Source organism: Fibrobacter sp., from assembly GCF_045112255.1.
Taxonomy (GTDB): domain Bacteria; phylum Fibrobacterota; class Fibrobacteria; order Fibrobacterales; family Fibrobacteraceae; genus Fibrobacter.
The window spans coordinates 1-19,011 of record NZ_JBGUHR010000086.1 but is presented as its reverse complement, the minus strand read 5'-3'; the positions used below and the strand labels follow the sequence as shown (position 1 = coordinate 19,011).

The 19,011-nt window shown below is 47.2% G+C and carries 16 protein-coding genes; 11 read left to right on the top strand and 5 right to left on the bottom strand.

Annotated elements, in window-relative coordinates; genetic code table 11:
• Positions 1-98 precede the first annotated feature (98 nt).
• Positions 99-671 carry a DNA-deoxyinosine glycosylase gene (locus ACJMM9_RS11395; RefSeq protein WP_405326938.1) on the bottom strand — a complete coding sequence of 191 codons (573 nt, stop codon included), beginning with the start codon at positions 669-671 and terminating at the stop codon, positions 99-101.
• Positions 672-1,018: 347 nt separating this feature from the next.
• Between ACJMM9_RS11395 and ACJMM9_RS11390 the strand changes: the two genes are divergently transcribed.
• Positions 1,019-2,584 (top strand): peptide chain release factor 3, encoded by a 1,566-nt coding sequence (locus ACJMM9_RS11390; protein ID WP_014547303.1) that lies wholly within the window; start codon positions 1,019-1,021, stop codon positions 2,582-2,584.
• 132 nt (positions 2,585-2,716) lie between these two features.
• On the opposite strand, the gene ACJMM9_RS11385 is transcribed toward ACJMM9_RS11390, so the two are convergent.
• The 3 genes from ACJMM9_RS11385 to ACJMM9_RS11375 form a co-directional block, all read right to left on the bottom strand.
• Positions 2,717-3,127: a helix-turn-helix transcriptional regulator gene (locus ACJMM9_RS11385; RefSeq protein WP_405326935.1), complete on the bottom strand. Its 411-nt coding sequence runs from the start codon at positions 3,125-3,127 to the stop codon at positions 2,717-2,719.
• Positions 3,128-3,678: 551 nt separating this feature from the next.
• Entirely contained in the window at positions 3,679-4,521 is an 843-nt protein-coding gene (locus ACJMM9_RS11380) for a hypothetical protein (protein ID WP_405326932.1), read from the bottom strand.
• Positions 4,522-4,565: 44 nt separating this feature from the next.
• Positions 4,566-5,540: a hypothetical protein gene (locus tag ACJMM9_RS11375; protein WP_405326930.1), complete on the bottom strand. Its 975-nt coding sequence runs from the start codon at positions 5,538-5,540 to the stop codon at positions 4,566-4,568.
• A 409-nt stretch (positions 5,541-5,949) separates the two neighbouring features.
• On the opposite strand from ACJMM9_RS11375, the gene lysS reads away from it, so the two are divergent.
• From lysS to ACJMM9_RS11325, 10 genes are all read left to right on the top strand, one after another.
• On the top strand, positions 5,950-7,455 hold the full coding sequence (lysS, locus tag ACJMM9_RS11370; protein WP_405326927.1) for a lysine--tRNA ligase: 1,506 nt from the start codon (positions 5,950-5,952) through the stop codon (positions 7,453-7,455).
• A gap of 68 nt (positions 7,456-7,523) precedes the next feature.
• Positions 7,524-7,877: a four helix bundle protein gene (locus ACJMM9_RS11365; protein WP_173354233.1), complete on the top strand. Its 354-nt coding sequence runs from the start codon at positions 7,524-7,526 to the stop codon at positions 7,875-7,877.
• Positions 7,878-7,915: 38 nt separating this feature from the next.
• On the top strand, positions 7,916-9,166 hold the full coding sequence (locus ACJMM9_RS11360) for an FtsX-like permease family protein (RefSeq protein WP_405326923.1): 1,251 nt from the start codon (positions 7,916-7,918) through the stop codon (positions 9,164-9,166).
• A complete protein-coding gene (locus ACJMM9_RS11355; protein WP_405326920.1) occupies positions 9,159-9,830 on the top strand; it encodes an ABC transporter ATP-binding protein in 672 nt (223 codons plus the stop codon). Before ACJMM9_RS11360 ends, ACJMM9_RS11355 begins: the two co-directional genes overlap by 8 nt.
• 234 nt (positions 9,831-10,064) lie before the next feature.
• Complete coding sequence (locus ACJMM9_RS11350; RefSeq protein ID WP_405326917.1) at positions 10,065-12,581, top strand: ATP-dependent Clp protease ATP-binding subunit; 2,517 nt, start codon at positions 10,065-10,067, stop codon at positions 12,579-12,581.
• Positions 12,582-12,690: 109 nt separating this feature from the next.
• Positions 12,691-13,287: a nucleoside monophosphate kinase gene (locus ACJMM9_RS11345; RefSeq protein ID WP_014547240.1), complete on the top strand. Its 597-nt coding sequence runs from the start codon at positions 12,691-12,693 to the stop codon at positions 13,285-13,287.
• A gap of 230 nt (positions 13,288-13,517) precedes the next feature.
• Positions 13,518-14,348, top strand: a complete 831-nt coding sequence (locus ACJMM9_RS11340) for a TIGR02147 family protein (protein WP_405326915.1) — start codon at positions 13,518-13,520, stop codon at positions 14,346-14,348.
• 1 nt (position 14,349) lies between these two features.
• On the top strand, positions 14,350-15,651 hold the full coding sequence (locus ACJMM9_RS11335) for a hypothetical protein (protein WP_405326912.1): 1,302 nt from the start codon (positions 14,350-14,352) through the stop codon (positions 15,649-15,651).
• A gap of 36 nt (positions 15,652-15,687) precedes the next feature.
• Positions 15,688-16,569, top strand: a complete 882-nt coding sequence (locus ACJMM9_RS11330; RefSeq protein ID WP_405326909.1) for a hypothetical protein — start codon at positions 15,688-15,690, stop codon at positions 16,567-16,569.
• Positions 16,570-16,695: 126 nt separating this feature from the next.
• Positions 16,696-17,640, top strand: a complete 945-nt coding sequence (locus ACJMM9_RS11325; protein ID WP_405326906.1) for a hypothetical protein — start codon at positions 16,696-16,698, stop codon at positions 17,638-17,640.
• 116 nt (positions 17,641-17,756) lie between these two features.
• Here ACJMM9_RS11325 and leuB read toward each other — a convergent pair whose 3' ends face one another.
• Positions 17,757-18,848, bottom strand: a complete 1,092-nt coding sequence (gene leuB, locus ACJMM9_RS11320) for a 3-isopropylmalate dehydrogenase (RefSeq protein ID WP_073113873.1) — start codon at positions 18,846-18,848, stop codon at positions 17,757-17,759.
• Positions 18,849-19,011: the final 163 nt, after the last annotated feature.

Below are 19,011 nucleotides of genomic sequence, written 5' to 3'. Positions count from 1 at the left end.
GGATTGCGACCTCAGTCATCCTCGCGAATGCGAGGATCCATACAGTTCTAATCGCTGATATGGAACTTCTTATATCCTTAATACATACTCATAGCTTGCTAGAACTGCGCTGGATCCTTCAGGCTTTCAGCCTTCAGGATGACGTTCTTTCGTCTGATTTCTCGATACGCTTCCACCAGCGTTTCGAATTTGACGGCGCAGTTGGCGGGGGAGGTGGAGGGGAGTTTTGCCGCTTTAATCCCTGTTGCTTTTTCGCAGTACTTTTCGTAGAGTTTGTGGGCGGTGGCGCCTGTGCAGTAGATGCGCTTGATTTTCGTTTGAGCGAGGAGCGAGGCGATGTCGTTTGGCACAATGTCTTCGATGCTTGTGTCGCTTGCGCCGATGATCGTGCAACTGTCGAGAACGTCCCATAGGGCGATGTGGTGCTTTAAAAGCATTGCTTTTTTCTCGTCGATGGTCGTTGGGAGAGGCTCGTTCAAGACGCTTGCGAGAACTTTCCAGAAACGGTTTTGCGGGTGGCCGTAATAGAATCCCTGTTCGCGCGATTTGGGCGAGGGGATGGAACCGAGCAAAAGCACTTCCGAATTATCGTCGAAAAGTGCGGGAAACTCATGCGTTACCCGAGTCCTCGTATTCTTTGCTGTTCTGGATTGCGCTTTCTTTATTGCCATGCAGCAAGAAAAGTAGAAAGATTCTGCTAATGAGTTAAGGGTTCCGAGTTACAGAGGCCACTGTCATCCTCCGCAAGGAGGATCCATACAATTAAAAATTCGTATGGATGGATTCCCTCCTTCGCTACGCTCTGTCGAGAATGACTTTTTCCAAGAATATCTAGTAACTAACCATCCTAACCACTATCCCCAAACATTGAACTTAACCTCTAAAATTGCTATATTTGCCCGCGTAAAATTAACATTCTTATGGATCCTTCGACTTCACTGCGTTCCGCTCAGGATGACACTCTGCTCATACCTCAGAGGGCGCCGTAGGCGAACGACCTCATACCCCATAGCTCAATATGAATCCAGAAATTGAAAAACGCCGCACTTTCGCTATTGTCAGCCACCCTGACGCCGGTAAAACCACTATCACCGAAAAGTTCCTGTGGTACGGGAATGTGATTCGCGAGGCTGGTCACGTGCGCGCGAAGGCTAACAAGAGCTACACTGTTAGTGACTGGATGAAGATTGAACAGCAGCGTGGTATTTCTGTTTCGAGTTCCGTGTTGAACTTCCCGTTCGAAGGTTGCATGTTCAACCTCGTCGATACCCCGGGGCATCAGGACTTCTGCGAAGACACGTACCGTGCGCTCACCGCCGTGGACGCCGCTTTGGTGCTTATCGATAGCGTGAACGGTGTTGAAAAGCAGACGATTCGTTTGATGAATGTTTGCCGCATGCGCCATACGCCGATTATCACGTTCATCAACAAGATGGACTTGGATGGCCGCCATGTGCTCGACTTGCTCGATCAGATTGAAAGCGTTTTGCAGATTAAGACCGCTCCGTTTACGCTCCCGATTGGCGTCGGTAAGCTTTTCAAGGGCGTCTATTCCATCGCCGAAAATACGTTCCATACGTTCAACCCAGACGATGGCAAGCAAGAAATTATTCAGATGGAAGGCCCGGACGATCCGCGCTTGGTTGAACTCTGCGGTGAAAACTGGGTGAATCAGTTTAAGGAAGAATACGAAATGGTCACGGGCGGTATGGATCCGTTCGACCACGAAAAGTTCCTGAAGGGCGAAATGTGCCCGGTGTTCTTCGGTTCTGCCGTGAACAACTTCGGTGTGCGCCAGCTTTTGAACGCTTTTGCAAAACTTGCTCCGCCGCCGATGATCCGCGACACCGACAAGCGCCCGGTCAAGCCGGACGAAGACGCTTTCAGCGCATTCGTCTTCAAGATTCAGGCGAACATGGACCCGAAACACCGCGACCGCACGGCTTTCCTCCGCATTTGCTCGGGTAGCTTTACCCGTGGCGAAAAGGTTTTCCACGTGCGTACCGGCCGCGACATTCGCTTGGCTGCTCCGACCGCCTTCCTCGCTAAGGATAAGGAAGTCATTGACCACGCCTGGGCGGGCGACATCGTGGGTATCAACGACCCGGGACTTTTCCGCATTGGCGATACGCTCACGGACGGCGAAAAGATGAACTTCACGGGCATTCCGGACTTTGCTCCGGAACACTTTGCCCGCGTGACGCTCTTGAATCCGCTCAAGTCCAAGCAGATGGCAAAGGGCCTTGCTGAACTTTCGGAAGAAGGTGCAACACAGCTCTATGAACCGCTCAAGTCCGCTGTGCCTGTCGTGGGCGTCGTGGGTGAACTCCAGTTCGACGTGCTCAAGTTCCGCTTGCAGAGCGAATACGGCGCCGATGTGCAGCTCGACCGCGTGCCTGCTCATTGCATCCGCTGGGTGAAGGGCCCCGAAGCTGATGTCGGCAAGTTCGCCGAAGAATACGCCGGCGATTGCATGATGGATAAGGAACGCAATCTTGTGTGCCTCTTCCCGAATGAATACCGCTTGAACCTCGCGCTCAAAAACTACGAACGCTTGAGCTTCGCTGAAACCTCTCAGGGGTAGTTGGGCGTCGTGTCATCCTGAGCGAAGTCGATAGACGAAGCCGAAGGATCCAGTAAATTTTTTAACGGCAACTTTTAACGAAGTTGTCGTTTTTTGTTGAATACTGGAGTGTTTTAATAATCTGTGGCAGATTTAAGGCGATTGACTTTTATTTTCGCGGAAAAACATCAAATAAGATGTCCCGAGTGCATCGGCTAACTTCTTTGACATTAGCATAGAAATGGGTCTGGCCCCCCGTTCAAGCGAATTGTAATTCTGTTTTGCGAGACCAACTTTTTGGGCCAACTGTGCTTGTGTAAGTCCGGCATTTACACGCATTATTTTCAACGTCTTGGCTGGATTTATATTTTTTTTCGCCTTCTTGTACCAGTCCATTTCTTCCACCGGCTCGAGAACGTCATCGTCGTCTTCGATACGGACGGAATCGGGGAACAGCGCGTCCAAAAAGGCAATGACAGGTCTCGGAATATTTTTGCCCGAAACCTTGAAAGATACCGGTTCATCAGTGTTCTGCATAGGGGGCGCTTCCACGACTGCCTGCATAAGTAACCTCCACAGATATTCCTTTTTCCGTTTCGATCCAACACGCCACCCATTTGTGGGATAGGTGACAATGATGAGTAGACGTTCCTGCCAATATTCCATAATTTGGCCAGTTTGTTCTGACGGGACCATTCATCCGTATGTCGTCAACAAGCAACGCTAGTTTTTCTTGTTGCTTTTGGGGCATTGCGGAAACAGCCCGAGAGACTCTTCTCGACATGAAAATATTGTACATAATAAATATATATTACTTTTTATTACTTGTCAACCTCCGTATAAAAAAGGAACCGGTCACAATTTGCAACCAGGTTCCATCAATGGATCTATGGGACTGTTTTTCACATTTTTCATCATCAACTCCTTTGCGTTACAAGCGAAAAAAAACGCAAGATTACTACACCGCTAAATATACATTCCCCGTTTTGTCACAAAGTGCCAAAATGGGTCTTTTCTTAAAATTTGTCAAAATCTACGGGTGTTATCTGCTGTGCTGGGGCGCCCTTCCAGTATTGCTGGGTATGGTTCCTAATGCTGATGTTTGAGGTTGGTTTTCAAATGGCTGCCTGTTGCTTGCTCTCGTCTGAACCCTTCAATGTAATTACAAGTCTTATAATATTGCCTGTTGCGTACATAATGTATTCAAGGACATTTGATGTAGCTCGATCATGGTGCTTTGCGTAGTTATTGTTGAATTTTGTATAGGCGTCTAAAATTTTTCTGAAATTGTCTGAAATTTCTGCCGGAATTCCACAATTTTTCAGATAAGTACAATAATCTGGCAGTATATTTTCAAGAGATTTATCCAACTCAAAAAACTCTTGAAAGAAGGCTTCCAAAGCTTTTCTAAATCCATCAGCAACCTGACTCGGATTGTCGGATTTTTCTGAATAATCTCGCAAAGCTCCTGACCACGCTTTTTCAGCCTGGGGATATTTTTTAAGCCAAGATAAAGGCTTTGAAACTAGGCTCTCGTCAAATTCAGGAACGCCTTTGGGAAAAATAAAAAGGCCGTCCTCATCAGAGATTAACTCATAAGGAATCTTTAAGTCTTTTAAACTTTTATCAAAAAAATTCCATATATATTTTTTATAATCTTCGCGGAGTTTGTCGTATTTTTCCACTTTATATGAATTGTAAAATGCGATATATTTTGAAATAAGATCTTCCATTGACTCGGATAACTGAAACGATTTTTTCAGTTGCAATGATGAAGAACGATTATAAGGATCCCACGCTTCTCCAACAAGGGTAAAATATTCACAGCAATCATTTAAGCTATAATTCGCGTATCCTATATTGGATGCAAAATTACAAAACTTATTTCTTAAAGCTTCAAATTTTGACTTATCGTCAAAACCCAAGCCCAATCGTTCTCTATAGTCTGCCCATTTCATTGTTCTATTTCCTCTATTTTTCAACTTATTACTATTTATTTGCATTAATTGGGAATCCGGAATATATCTTTCATTATCCGTTCATCATATGTCATATTCATTGTCAGGACTAGGTCCTTGTTACCCACTTGAGCGCATTTAGTGTTATGGTATACCCAGGCCCATTTGTACTTCATGATAATCTTCTCTCGTTCAAGAACTTTCTTTTCATCACGGAAATCAATGTCGTCGTAATTGCAGTATACAGCCATCTGTTTTTTAAGGATGTCCCTGTGCAAGTTCAGTACTCTGTTTTGTGCTTCAACTCTATCCTGATTCAAATTGTGTTGAATTTGTGCTGCATCACCATCGTATTGACCGGACAAGGCCTTTATCAATTGCTCTTCATTACCCCTAATGAACGGCCAAATATCCTGAACTGTTATATAATTCAAATAATCCAAGGTTTTGTATGCGATCCCTTCAAAACGGATAAAGATATTTTTTATCCAAGTTACAAAATACTGTAAAGATTGGTTGTCTGCGTGATTGGCGATTAGTGAAACCAAAGCATCCATTACGGCGTCATCTATCGCAATGAACGGATACTTGACAGTATGTTCCATTGAAACGACCTTAATTAAAACTTCGCCCACAAGATGCGATTCATCAATATAAAGCGGTCCTACTGAAATCCCGCCCCGCAATAAGATTCTATGCTCTAGAACGAACTTTCTTTGAATATCGATGATTGTCTGCAAGAAAGATAATATACGAATAGGCTCAAGAGTTGTATTTCCTTTTTTTAGACAAACGAGAATGTTGTCGGAGAAAATCCTTTGTTGAATATCAATTTGAGCCAATTTCAGTATCTTGGACGATTGCATATTGTTGATGACCGCAATAGAATCGTCTATTGCAGAACACAAATCGTCAATAAATTTTTGTGTAACATCCTTGCTTTTGTTGAAGTTTTCCTTGTAGCCAAGGACATCGAAGTAGGCTACGTAGTAGTCTAATGTTTCTATATGCTTTCCCATATGAATTATATTAGCAAATATTTCAATTGTGTTTATCCCAAAACTGCAAAAATAGGGGGTGAGAAGTTTTTGTTAGTCTTGTTTGGAGAAGTTTAAGGCGCGCTTGGGTGCGGTTTGTGTCTTTCTGAATGGGAAAAAAACAAAAAAGTGCTACCAAAAGCTGGAAAAAGTGATTTTTGGTAGCATATTTTCTATATAAACTAATTTGAATGTGCTGGTTTTGTGGCTGTTTGGTGTTGCCTGTGTTACCAAATTGGCCGAGAATTGGTACCATAAAAACCGACGAATACAGGCCGTAAGTTCTTTTTTGAGTCGCAAACTTCCTACTTCCTACTTCCTGCTGTCTACTAAAAAGCTATCTTTATCCCGTTCAAATTTAAGACGTGATATATTCACGAGGTAATACAATATGGCAATGCAAGATATGAATGACCAGGTGATGGCTCGCTTGGCTAAGCTCGACAAGTTCAAGGAAATGGGTGTGGATGCTTATCCGCACAAGTTTAACAGGACCCATGATTCCAAGGTTTTGAAGGAAAACAAGGAAGCCTTGATGGTGACCAAGGAACCGGTTGCATTTGCCGGCCGCGTGGTGCGTTTCAATCGCAAGGGCAAGATGTGCTTTATGCACCTCAAGGACCGCTATGGCCGCTTGCAGGTTGTGGTTGCCCGTGACGAAGTGGGCGAAGAAAACTACGAAATCGTGAAGATGACCGACCTCGGTGACTTCATCGGCGTGAACGGTACGATGTTCGAAACGCAGAGCGGTGAATACTCTGTGCGTGCCGAAAAGGTGACGATGCTTTCGAAGGCTGTGCGTCCGCTCCCGGTCGCCAAGGAAAAGGTTGACGAAAATGGCAACAAGGTCGTGTTCAACGAATTTGCCGACGTGGATACTCGCTACCGCCAGCGCTATATCGACATGGCCTTGAACGACGACGTAAAGGATGTCTTCATCAAGCGTTCCAAGATCATGCAGGCTATTCGTGAATACCTCATCGAAAAGGGATTCATCGAAGTCGAAACTCCGACGCTCCAGCCGATTTACGGTGGTGCAAACGCCCGTCCGTTTACGACGCACCACAATGCCGCTGACATGACGCTTTACCTGCGCGTGGCTCCGGAACTTTACCTCAAGCGCTGCATCATCGGCGGTATGGAAAAGGTGTTCGAGTTCTGCAAGAACTTCCGCAACGAAGGCATGGACCGTACGCATAGCCCGGAATTCACTGGCCTCGAATTCTACGAAGCATACGCTGACTACAACGACATGATGGTCCACTTCGAAAACATTTACGAACGCGCTTGCATTGCCGCTAACGGTACGACCAAGATCAACTACCAGGGCAAGGAAATCGACTTCAAGGCTCCGTGGCCGCGCTACAGCATGATTGAAGCCATTGAAAAGTTCGGTGGCATCAAGGTCAATGACATGAGCGACGACGAAATCAAGGCTAAGATGGAAGAACTCGGCGGTCATCTCGATGGTGAATTTACTCGTGGCCGTGGCATCTTGGAACTCTTCGATCTCACGGTCGAAGGCAAGCTCATCCAGCCGACGATCATCAAGGACATGCCGACGGAAAGTACGCCGCTCTGCAAGAAGCACCGCACGACTGCTGGCCTCATTGAACAGTTCGAACCGTATGCCAACGGCTGGGAACTCGGTAACGCTTATACCGAACTTAACGACCCGATCCGCCAGCGCGAACTCCTCGAAGACCAGGTGCGCCGTGGCCGCGGTGGTGAAGGTGAAACCCACCCGATGGACGAAAACTTTATGCATGCTGTGGAAAGCGGTCTCCCGCCGACGGGCGGCGTGGGCTTTGGCATCGACCGCATGGTCATGCTCCTCACGAACCAGCAGACCATCCGCGATGTGCAGCTCTTCCCGTTGATGAAGCCGGAAGTTTAGACGAAAGAACGTCGCTTCGCGGCTACAGACGAGAGACGAAAGAACGTAATAGGAAAAAGATCTAGAGAATGTTTGCGTATAGAAAACTATTGGTTTATCAGAAAGCTCTGCAATGGTTGCTAGACGTTTATCGTTTGTGTAGAACTTTTCCTGATTACGAAAAATTTGCTCTAACAAGTCAAATTAGGCGAGCTGCTGTTTCTGTGACTTCAAACATCGCAGAGGGTATGAGTCGTTCTTCGGACCGTGAAGTTGTACATTTTCTTGAAATAAGCTATGGATCATTGATGGAGGTTCAAAGTCAATTAGAAGTAGCTCAGTTGTTAAACTACATTTCAAAGGATTCTTTGGATGACGTCGATCCGAAGACTGAGGAAATCGCAAAAATGCTTTCTGGTTTGAAAAAGTCTAAAATGCGATAATCTCTCGTCTCTCGTCTCTCGTCTCTCGTCTCTCGTCTATGATTAGTAAACTCGAACTTCTCATTGCTTGGCGTTACTTGGGGGCTCAACGCAAGAGTCTCTTTGTTTCGCTTATTGGTATTTTCAGTATGCTCGGCGTTTCCATCGGCGTGTTTGCGCTGGTGGTGGCGCTTGCGGCGGTCAATGGTTTCGAAGAAGAAGTCACTGCCCAGATGATAGGGAAGGACGCTCACTTTGAACTGATGGCGTACAATGGAGCTCCGATTGGCCCGTACGATAGCCTCACGCAGGAGGTGCAAAAGCGCGTGCCGGATGTGGTGGCGGCCTCTCCGTTTATCGTCTATAAGGTGGGCATCAGCTCCAAGAAGGTGAACGACGGCATTGTCATTTACGGCATTGATCCATCTACAGCCAAGGGCGTGACGGACATCCACAAGTACATCAAGTGGGGAAGTTACTCTGTCGATAGTTTGGAAGATATCAGCGGCAAGCTCCGTCCGGGAATTATTCTCGGGACTGGACTTGCGGCGCGCTTGCGCGTTGTCGTTGGAGACAAACTCGTGTTGCAGACGTTCCAGAGTCCGGACGAGGCGATGAGCGCTGGCGGCCCGAAGATGATGATGTGCGTGGTGAGCGGCATTTTCGAAACGGGCACTTACGAATATGATGGTAACCTTGCGTATGTCGGCATTTCGGATTTGCAGAAGTTGCTCGGCATGGGGAACACCGTGACCGGCATCCAGTTCCGTATCAAGGATCACTGGAAAGCAGGCGAGGCGGTTGATAGCATGGCGACTTGGCTCTCTTATCCGTACTACGGAATGGATTGGAAGTCCAAGAACATCACGCTCCTCAAGTGGATGAATTATGAAAAGTTCATTGTGGCGGCTGTGATTTGCCTGATCATTCTCGTGGCGGCGTTCAACATCATCAGCTCGCTTATCATGGTCGTAATAGACAAGACAAAGGAAATTGGCATCTTGCGTAGCATGGGCTTTAGCAAGGCGGGCGTCATGCGCGTGTTCATGCTGATGGGAAGTTTCATTGGCGTGGGCGGTACCGTTGTGGGCGGCTCGATTGGACTTATCTTGTGCAAACTGCAAGAGGCTTACCACTTCATCAAGCTTCCGGGCGATGTGTACGTGATTCCGTATTTCCCGATTTCGGTGCATGCGATTGACGTGATTTTGATTTTTGTGATTGGTATTGTTTTGTGCGTGTCCGCGACGCTTTTGCCGGCATGGAAGGCAAGCCGTTTGGATCCTGTGGGGGCGATTAGACATGAGTAGTTTATTGCAAACCGTTGACCTTCGCAGAGTTTTCTCCGAGACGGGTGAAGAACTTGAAATCCTTAAAGGCGTGAATTTTTCGATGGACGCGGGCGAACTTGTGGCGCTCACGGGTTCGTCGGGTTCCGGCAAATCGACTTTCTTGAACTTGGTTGGAATGCTCGATACGCCGACTTCGGGCGAGATTTTGTTTAAGGGAAAGCCGCTTAGCAAGTTCAATAGCGAAGAGCGCGATATGTACCACCGTTCGCATGTGGGATTTGTTTTCCAGTTCCATCATTTGCTCACTGAATTTACGGCGCTCGAAAATGTCTGTGTGCCGGGCCGCATTCTCGGGACTCCCGAAAAGGAATGCCGTGAACGCGCCGAGATGCTCTTGGAAACGGTTGGCCTCAAGGAACGCCTCAAGCATTTGCCGCGAGAACTTTCGGGCGGCGAACGCCAGCGTATTGCAATTGCACGTGCGCTCATGAACAACCCGTCTCTCGTTTTTGCAGATGAACCGAGCGGTAACCTGGACGAGGCGAATTCGGCGAAATTGAACGAACTCTTTGGCGAACTCAATGAAAAGTTCCATCAGGCGTTCTTGATTGTGACGCACGATGAAAAGCTTGCTCAGTTTGCAAAACGCCGTGTGATTATGCACGGCGGAGTGATTCAGTAAGGAGTTTAGAGTTCTGAGTTACTAGTTACTAGAGAAGTCATCCTCCGAAGGAGGATCCATAAAGTTCACGATTACATGTATGGATTCCGTTGCAATTGTAGAATAAAAAATTATGGATCCCCTCACTTCGTTCGAGGATGACTGCTTCAGAATGACATTGTTATAACTCTACTAACTATTAACTAGTAACTAAGTTCTAGTAACTTGATTTTTTTTTGTAACTTTAAAGCAATTATGGCAGATATTAACGGTATTTTTTCAGCTAAGGCAAAAGCCGCGCTTCAGGCGGCTCGAATTGCGGCCCGTAATTTAGGGAGCGATAGCGTTACAGTTGAACATTTATTATTTGGTTTAGTTCGCGAAGATTCAGGCTTTGCATCTGAAACCTTGAAAGCCTTGAAGGTGAATCTGACGGATTTGAGCGAGACGATCCAACGTGCGCTTAGCACAAGTGGCGGTCTGATGACTGTTGGAGGGGATGCACATGGCGGCCTTCTGACATTTACTCCACAGTGCAAGGCGGTTCTTTACAATGCTGCCAAGATTGCAAAAGAGGAAGGTGTTCAGTTTATTGGTCCTGAACATTTGATGCTTGCCATTTTGCAACAGACTGATTCTCCGGCTGCGGCAACGCTTTCGACGTACAACGTGACGTTTGAAAACTATCAGGAAATGCTGATGCAAATAAAGCATCAGGCCGATGGTCAGCCGATGGATGAGGGTCAGCCCGAAGAGGAACCTCGTGAGCGTTATACGCAGACGCGCCAGGCATCTCCGCAGTCCCGCTCCAAGACGCCGATTCTTGAGCATTTCGGTCGTGACCTCACGGCAATGGCTCGCGCAGGCAAGCTCGACCCGATTATTGGTCGTGAAGAAGAAATTGAACGTTTGATCCAGATTCTTTGCCGTCGTAAAAAGAACAACCCGGCGCTCATTGGCGAACCGGGCGTGGGCAAGACTGCAATTATTGAAGGGCTTGCGCAAAAGATTGTGCAGCGCAAAATCCCAGATTTGCTTGCGAACAAGCGCGTCGTGACGCTTGACGTTGCTGCTATGGTGGCGGGTACAAAGTACCGTGGACAGTTCGAAGAACGCGTGAAGGGACTCATCATGGAACTCCAGCGCGTCGGCAATTCCGTAATCCTCTTTATCGATGAACTCCATACGATTGTGGGCGCTGGCGGCTCCGAAGGCAGCCTTGATGCTTCGAACATCTTTAAGCCAGCTCTTGCGCGTGGTGAACTCCAGTGCATTGGTGCAACGACTTTTGACGAATACCGCAAGTACATCGAAAAGGATCCGGCTCTTGAACGCCGCTTCCAGACGATTGTTGTAAACCCGCCGACGGTTGAAGATTCCATCCAGATTCTCGATGGACTTCGCCCGAAGTATGAACAACATCATAATGTGCGTTATACGCCAGATGCGGTGCGAGCTGCTGTTGAACTTGGCGAGCGCTATATCAACGAGCGCTTCTTGCCGGACAAGGCGATTGACGTGCTTGATGAAGCTGGCGCCCGTGTACGCCTGAATTCCATCAAGATTCCGCAGGACTTGCAGAACATGGAAGACGAGCTTGGCGAATGCCTCCAGAAAAAGGAAGAAGCTGTCGCCAATCAGGATTACGCCTCTGCTGCGAAGTTCCGCGCCCGCGAAGAAGAATTGCAGAATAGCATTGCAGAACGCAAAAAGCAGCTTCAGAACGAGGTCTCTGAAACGCCGGTTGTCGATGAGAACGTGATTCGCGATGTTATCAGCAAGATGACGGGAATCCCGGTCCGCAGGCTCGGTGGTGAAGAAGCGAAAAAGCTTTTGCATCTCGGTGACGAAATCAAGCAGCGCGTGATTGGCCAGGATCAGGCGGTAGATGCGATTGTGAAGTCCATCCGCCGTAGCCGTGCAGGCATCCGCAACAACAAGCGCCCGATGGGTAGCTTCTTGTTCCTCGGTCCGACGGGTGTTGGCAAGACTGAATTGGCGAAGGTCCTCAGCAAGGAACTTTTTGGAAGTGAAGATTCGCTTATCCGTATCGACATGAGCGAATACATGGAAAAGCATAGCGTGAGTCGCTTGATTGGTGCGCCTCCGGGATATGTGGGTTTTGAAGATGGCGGTGGCCAGCTGAGCGAAAAGGTGCGCAAGCATCCTTATTCTGTGGTGCTGCTTGATGAAATTGAAAAGGCTCACCCTGATATTTACAACTTGCTCCTCCAGATTCTGGATGATGGCATCTTGACCGATAGCTATGGCCGCAAGATCAACTTCAAGAATACGATTATCATCATGACGAGTAACGCCGGTGCCCGTGAAGTCCGCCATAGCAGTGGCATGGGCTTTACCAAGATGGGCGAGACTGACGATTACGAACGCATGGAAACCGCCATTCGCGAAGAAGTCAAGCGTGTGTTCTCTCCGGAATTTTTGAACCGTGTGGACGAGCAGATCGTCTTCCGTGCGCTTTCCAAGCATGACCTCGTTTCTGTCGTGGACATCCAGATGGGATTCTTGCAGAAGAATCTTTCTGATCGCGGAATCCTCTTGGAAATGAGTCAGGAGGCAAAGGAATTTGTCGTAAACCACAATTACGATTCTTCGCTGGGTGCGCGCCCGATCCGTCGCTCGATCCAGAATTTGGTGGAAGACGAAATCGCCGAAGGGCTTTTGCTCGGAACGATGACGGACTTTTCCACGATTTCCGTGGGCGTCGAAAACGGCAAGCTCTCCTTCAAGTGCGAAAAGATCAAGTCGTAGTGCTTTGTCTCCCCGGCTGAGCCTGCCCCGGACTAGTTCCGGGGTGCCGGGGTCGCCTTTTTTTCTATATTTGCCTCGGAATTTTAACAATCAACCTATGAGGTTATAAATGTCTCAGATTTCTGCTGTTCTTATCTTCGGTGCTCCGGGTTCTGGCAAGGGCACTGTGGGCGCAAAGCTCGCTGCTACGACCGCTCTCAAGCACCTCTCCACGGGCGACATCTTCCGTGGTATCGCTCCGTCTAGCGAATCCGGCAAGCTCCTTGCTTCTTACTCCAGCAAGGGTCTCCTCGTTCCGGACGAAGCTACTGTTGAAATTTTCGGCCGCTTTGTCGAAGGTCTTGTGAACACGAACAAGCTCAACCCGGAAAAGGACACTCTCCTCCTCGATGGTATTCCTCGCACGGTTGCTCAGGTCGATCTCATTAAGCCGATCGTCGACGTGAAGCACATCTTCGTTCTCGACATCAAGGACGAAGCTACGATCGTAGCCCGCCTCCTCAACCGCGCCAAGATCGAAGGCCGTAAGGACGACGCTGACGAAAACGTCATCAAGAACCGTCTCAAGGTTTACAAGGAATCCACCGCTAAGGTTCTCGAAAAGTACGATCCGAAGATCATCAGCCACATCGTTGGCGACAACACTCCGGACGAAGTCTTCCTCGACGTGCTCAAGGCATACGTGGACTTCACGAAGAACGCCTAATCCGTTCACTGAATTTATTCAGAATGCACCTTGCCCCGCAGCAGGGTGTTTTTTATTTGTCATGCCCGAATTTAGCTTGTCATTCCGGATTTATTCCGGAATCGCCTTCTTGTATCGCAAAAACATTATAGTGTGTCATATACGAAAAATCTTTAATTTTGACATTGATTTTTAACTAAAAACACGTGTTTTGTGTCATTGTGGCCTGTAAATAGGGTATATTTGTTTACATGAAACCGATAATAGAATACAAGGATTATCATTCCTTAATCAAGGATTTTTACGAAGCTCAAAAACGAACTTCGTACTTTTCTTGGCGGGAATTTGCAAAGCTTGCGGGGTTTTCTTCACCGACTTATTTGCGACTTGTGAGTGAGGGCAAGAGCAACTTGAGCCGAGTGTCGATGAACCGCATGATTTCGGCAATGGGGCTTGCCGGTTTTGAGGCGGACTACTTCATTGCGCTCGTCAATTTTTGCAACGCTAAGGATGACGAATCTAAAAAGCCGTATTGGAAAAAGATGCGCCAGATTGCGCTTGAATACAAAGTACGCGTTGTCGATAAAGAGGCTGTCGAGTATTTCGATGGCTGGAAAAATCAGGTCGTTCGCGAACTTGCGCCGATGATGAAGGGGGCGACTCCAGGGCAGATTGCTAAAACATGCTGCAACGGAATCTCCGCAGCCGAAGTCGCCTCGTCGCTTGAATTTTTGACTAAGGCGGGATTCCTGAAAAAAGATGCGGATGGCTCGTATCGCCAGACCGAAAAGAATGTGACAGCGTCAAAGGAAGGTATGGCCTATGCTGTCCACGCGATGCAGCACAAAATGTTGCAGCTTGCTGATGAATCCATTGAACGATTTGAACCGCAGAACCGCAGCGTGTCGAGCGTGACTCTTACGGTCAACCGCGAATGTTACGAACGCATTGCTCAAGAAGTCGATATGTTCCGTAAAAAAATTGCCGCAATGGCTTCGGAAACAGAAGATGCCGATCAAATCTATCATTTGAATATGCAACTGTTCCCGTTAACTTGGAAATTAAATAAAGTGGAGGCTTAGTATGAGAAATCTTTATAGTTTGTTTGTCCTCGGAGCTTTTTTGTTTGCAGCATGCTCCGACAATGCATCGATTTCGGGATCGACGAATGTCCCGAATATGGAAAATAAATTAGTGCCGAAATCGCCCGTGTTGTGTAGTGTGATGGGTGTGACGGATTCTCTGGAAGCCGTGGAAAAAGGGTGTATATGGTCGCCTGAAATGTGGAGCCGTACATCGGGATACCGCGTACACACAGGTTTCGATAATGGGACGAATACTTCGGGTATTTGGACTTGGCATGTAGAACAAGGCGGTGATGGCAATGTTAGATTTGAATGGCCTGGAGTGGCTACGGACGAATATGATTCCATGGCTCTTGCCGATGTTATAGACAAGTGTGGTGGTAGCTTGTGCGGAAAGGTAGTGTATGAACCAAACGAAGTAAAAGTTGACTCCGCCACTGCAGATAGTGAATCTTATGGAAGTGCTTATGTAGAATTCTATTTTGCGGGGAAGGATTCTTTGGGAAATATTGGAGAAGTCGATGCCCGCGCTATGCAGGGAATTTGTGTGGAACATTCGGGGGATATTTTTATAGAACTTATACCTAGTGATTCTATTGCTAATTTAAATAAAATATCTACTTTTGGATTCCCTACAAATTCGTTAGATTCTGAAAATCTTCTGTCAAAAAGTACAAAGACGTGTGATATTTGGGAAGGATTTGTAATTGACACTAATGATCCAGAATGGTTTGAAATAGGACTTGTGCCAATGGAGGATGTTCTCGCTCATTTAAAGGGGATTCGCATCATATTCGAAGAAAATACAGACTTTAATATTATAAGTATTGATTGGTATAATTTGAATAATGTTCCAATGACAGGTTATCATCCTTTCGATGAAACTTGTGAACCGGTTTATGTGAATTTGGGTTACTGTGATTGCGAATTTACCACGGACGACTTAGCTGTTGCTGCTGCTCTGAGTTTTAGCGTTTCGCGTTTTGCACAGAAGAAAATCGAGGTGGAAAGCGATTCTATACCACTTTCGAATTTATCGAAAGAATGTCTTATAAGTACCCTTGATAGCTTGAGCATTTTACATAGAATAAAACAAACTGCTCTTGGTTCTGGTCCTGCTGTCCCTTGTGACAATCCTCGTCCTCAATTTTTTGCGTGCGCTAATGGGACTAGTAGTATTACAACCGAGTATTGGGAAAAATTTTTGGAATATCAGAATAAGAAGGTAAAACCTCTTGAAGAAAAAATGATTGCAGATGCCGATTCCCTCTTCGCTCATTGCATATCTTTGAATAATTAATTTGCAATTGGTGCGTAAAACGAGTTGGGGTGAAATATGGTTGTTTCTAAAATTGCTTATGCAATGTTGATGGCTGTTGCGTTGACTGCTTGCTCGGATGTCGGTGATTCGGTGACGAAACCCGCTCAGAATGAACGGAATAATCGCGTAGCTCTTGACAACATCACGGTTGAAGGCCATGCCTCGCGACATTTATCAACATCGGCTGCCGAAAATTCGACAATGTTGCGACGTGTGGTGGATGCTGGTACCATTGTAAGGATGGCGGAACTAGATTCCGTTACCTTGGATACGACAGGAGTGGTGTTCTATAGCCGCTGCGATGGCGCTACAGGTGAGTTTGCGTTTAATCATGTTTCGTTGCGCGGCCCATATGTAAAGATTGAACTGGCTCCGTATGTGGAAAGCGATTCTTGGCAATGGGACGGCTCTTGGTCTTTTGATATGTATGATCATGAAAAGGACCGTTTTGTAGCGACTTATGGTGTGATTGTCGATTTGAGAAAATCGAGAACAGTCGATATAAACGCAATGACATTTTTGGAAACATTTCGTTTGCATCGTTTAGTTCGCATGGACTACAGTTTGGCCGAAGCCAAAGAACGTGCCGATAAAGAAATCATGAATGCCGTCGGACTTTATGACGAATCTTTCGATTTTGATAAACAAGAATTTGCTCATAACCGAGGTCACTTGATTGTCAATAATCTGTTAGAGGATTTGATTCTTGAATGGTCTGTCAATGCATCGCCATTGCAGGTTGCACATGCTTTTGGCAATACGGGTTCGCTTTCTAAGAAGAAATTGATTAGGGATTTCTTTATCGAGAGATTAAAAGAGTGGAAAGGACAAAAAACTGATGGCGATAGCGCTATTGTTTTTATAAATGGGTTTATAGAAGCTCTTCAAGGAAAATAAAAACGATAGGAGAGTAAGGTGGAAAACAAAAAGGCGACCGGAGAAATCCGGCTGTCTTTTTTATAGTTGTTTTTTGTATATAAACTTTATATATTATGTTACATAAATAACATAAAGGAGTTTTATATGAATTATAAGAAGATCGGTCTTGGCCTTTCAATATCTGTGGCCATGTGCTTTATGGCGTGCGGCGAAAGTTCCTCTCCGAACGGGCCTGAAAATTCGAACGATCCGGAATCTTCAAGCTCTGTTAAGTCCTCTCCGGCATCTAGTTCTGATGTAGCTAGCTCTTCGAGCGTTGCCGAAACTCCTTCGAGTTCTTCAGTTGAGGAAGCTAAACCTTGCTCTTTTGTTGCAACGGATGATGCTTGGACCGTTTCGTATAAGGGTAGCGATAGCAAGAATAATGCAAAAATTACGACCGTCTATGAAATTAGCGGCAAAGATCTCGTTATTCGTGATTCAGTCCGGTACACGGGCAGCATGACAAGCATGATGTGCAGCATTGATCCTGAAGCAACTTATAAATCTGATGATGGAGTCTTTGCTGGCGGACGTACCTGCGATAGCGATGGAAATACCGTTGTCGAGGTCACGACTACGACTCAGAAGGACTTCTTTGCGACTAATTCCCGCGAAGAGTTCTTCAATTCCGTTCAGAAAGCTTGCAAGGCCGCTGTCGATGGCGGCAGTTTCGAAAAAGTCACTTTTAATGTGCTGACGAAATGTAGCTTTACCATGGACGATGATGAATGGAGCTATTTCTATAAGGATGAAGATATTAAGGGCGATTCGATTCCCATGAAAAAGCTTCTGTTCCCAGATCCGGAAGATGGCCGTTATGTCACTATGAAATATTCGATTTATCCGATGTCGCATATTGAATGCGTTTCCAAAAACTTTGCCGATTTCAACGGAATCCATTACTGCTCTGCTGATGCTTACTTGAACATCGCTTCTTCTAGCACGACGTTTGATAAGCAAACGCTCTACGATATCGAATTGAAGGCTTGCAGGGACCTTTTATCGCCTGATGTCGGCGTTCCTGATGATAATGGCGCTCAAGATTAATTGATGGAACTTCGTTCATAAAAAATAGGCTCCCTTCGGGGAGCCGTTTTGTATAAAGAAAGCCACTGGCGATGAACCAGTGGCAAATCTTTTGCAATTAAGCGAGTGCCTTGCGATTAAGCGAGAGCCTTAATGATGGCATCACCCATACCAGTCGTGCCGACCTTGGTGCAGCCTTCCTGGTAGATATCGCCAGTGCGGAAGCCCTGAGCGATGACCTTTTCGCAAGCAGCTTCGATAGCCTTTGCAGCTTCTTCTTCCTTGAAGGTGTAGCGGAGCATGAGGGCCACGGAGAGGATCTGTGCGAGCGGGTTTGCAATACCCTTGCCAGCGATGTCCGGAGCGGAGCCACCAGCCGGTTCGTAGAGACCGAAGGAACCTTCGGCGATAGAAGCGGACGGGAGGAGACCCATGGAACCGGTGAGCATTGCGCATTCGTCGGTGAGGATGTCGCCGAAGAGGTTCGGGCAGAGGAGCACGTCGAATTCACGCGGGCGCTTGAGGAGCTGCATAGCGGCGTTGTCCACGTAGAGGTGTTCGAGAGTGAGTTCCGGATAGTCCTTGATGACTTCGTTCACAACTTCGCGCCAGAGAACGCTCGTGGTAAGCACGTTGGCCTTATCGATGGAAGCGACCTTCTTGTTGCGGAGCATAGCGGCGTCGAAAGCGAAGCGGGCAATGCGTTCGACTTCGTAGCGGCTGTACTTCATGGTGTCAAAGCCGATTTCTTCCTTGGAACCCGGAACGCCTTCGCGGCCCTTCGGCTGGCCAAAGTAAACGTCACCCGTCAGTTCACGGACGGTGAGGATGTTGAAACCGTCGCCAACGATGTCAGCGCGGAGCGGGCATGCGCCTGCGAGTTCCTTATAGACGCGGGCCGGGCGGAGGTTGCAGAAAAGCTTGAAGTGCTTGCGGAGCGGGAGGAGTGCGCCGCGTTCCGGCTGGAGGTTCGGCGGAAGGTGTTCCCACTTCGGGCCACCGACAGAACCGAAAAGAATACAGTCAGAAGCTTCACCGAGCTTGAGGGTGCTTTCCGGAAGCGGAGAACCGCTTTCGTCGTAGGCGGCACCACCGACGTTTGCCCATTCGGCGTTCACGTCGAAGCCGAACTTCTTGGAAACGACGTCCAACACGCGGACAGCTTCTTTCATCACTTCCGGACCGATACCGTCGCCCGGGAGCACTGCAATCTTGTAATTCTTGCTCATGGTTAATCCTTGGTTTATAATTTGAACGGCTCAAATTTAGTAAAATTATGGGTGAGGAACGCTTTTTTGCGGGTTATGTATGCTTTATAGAGTTCTGGTTCTTTTGATTTTAGCGATTTTGGCTGGGTGTGGCCAGCAGGTCGAGACGGCTGATACGAAAAAG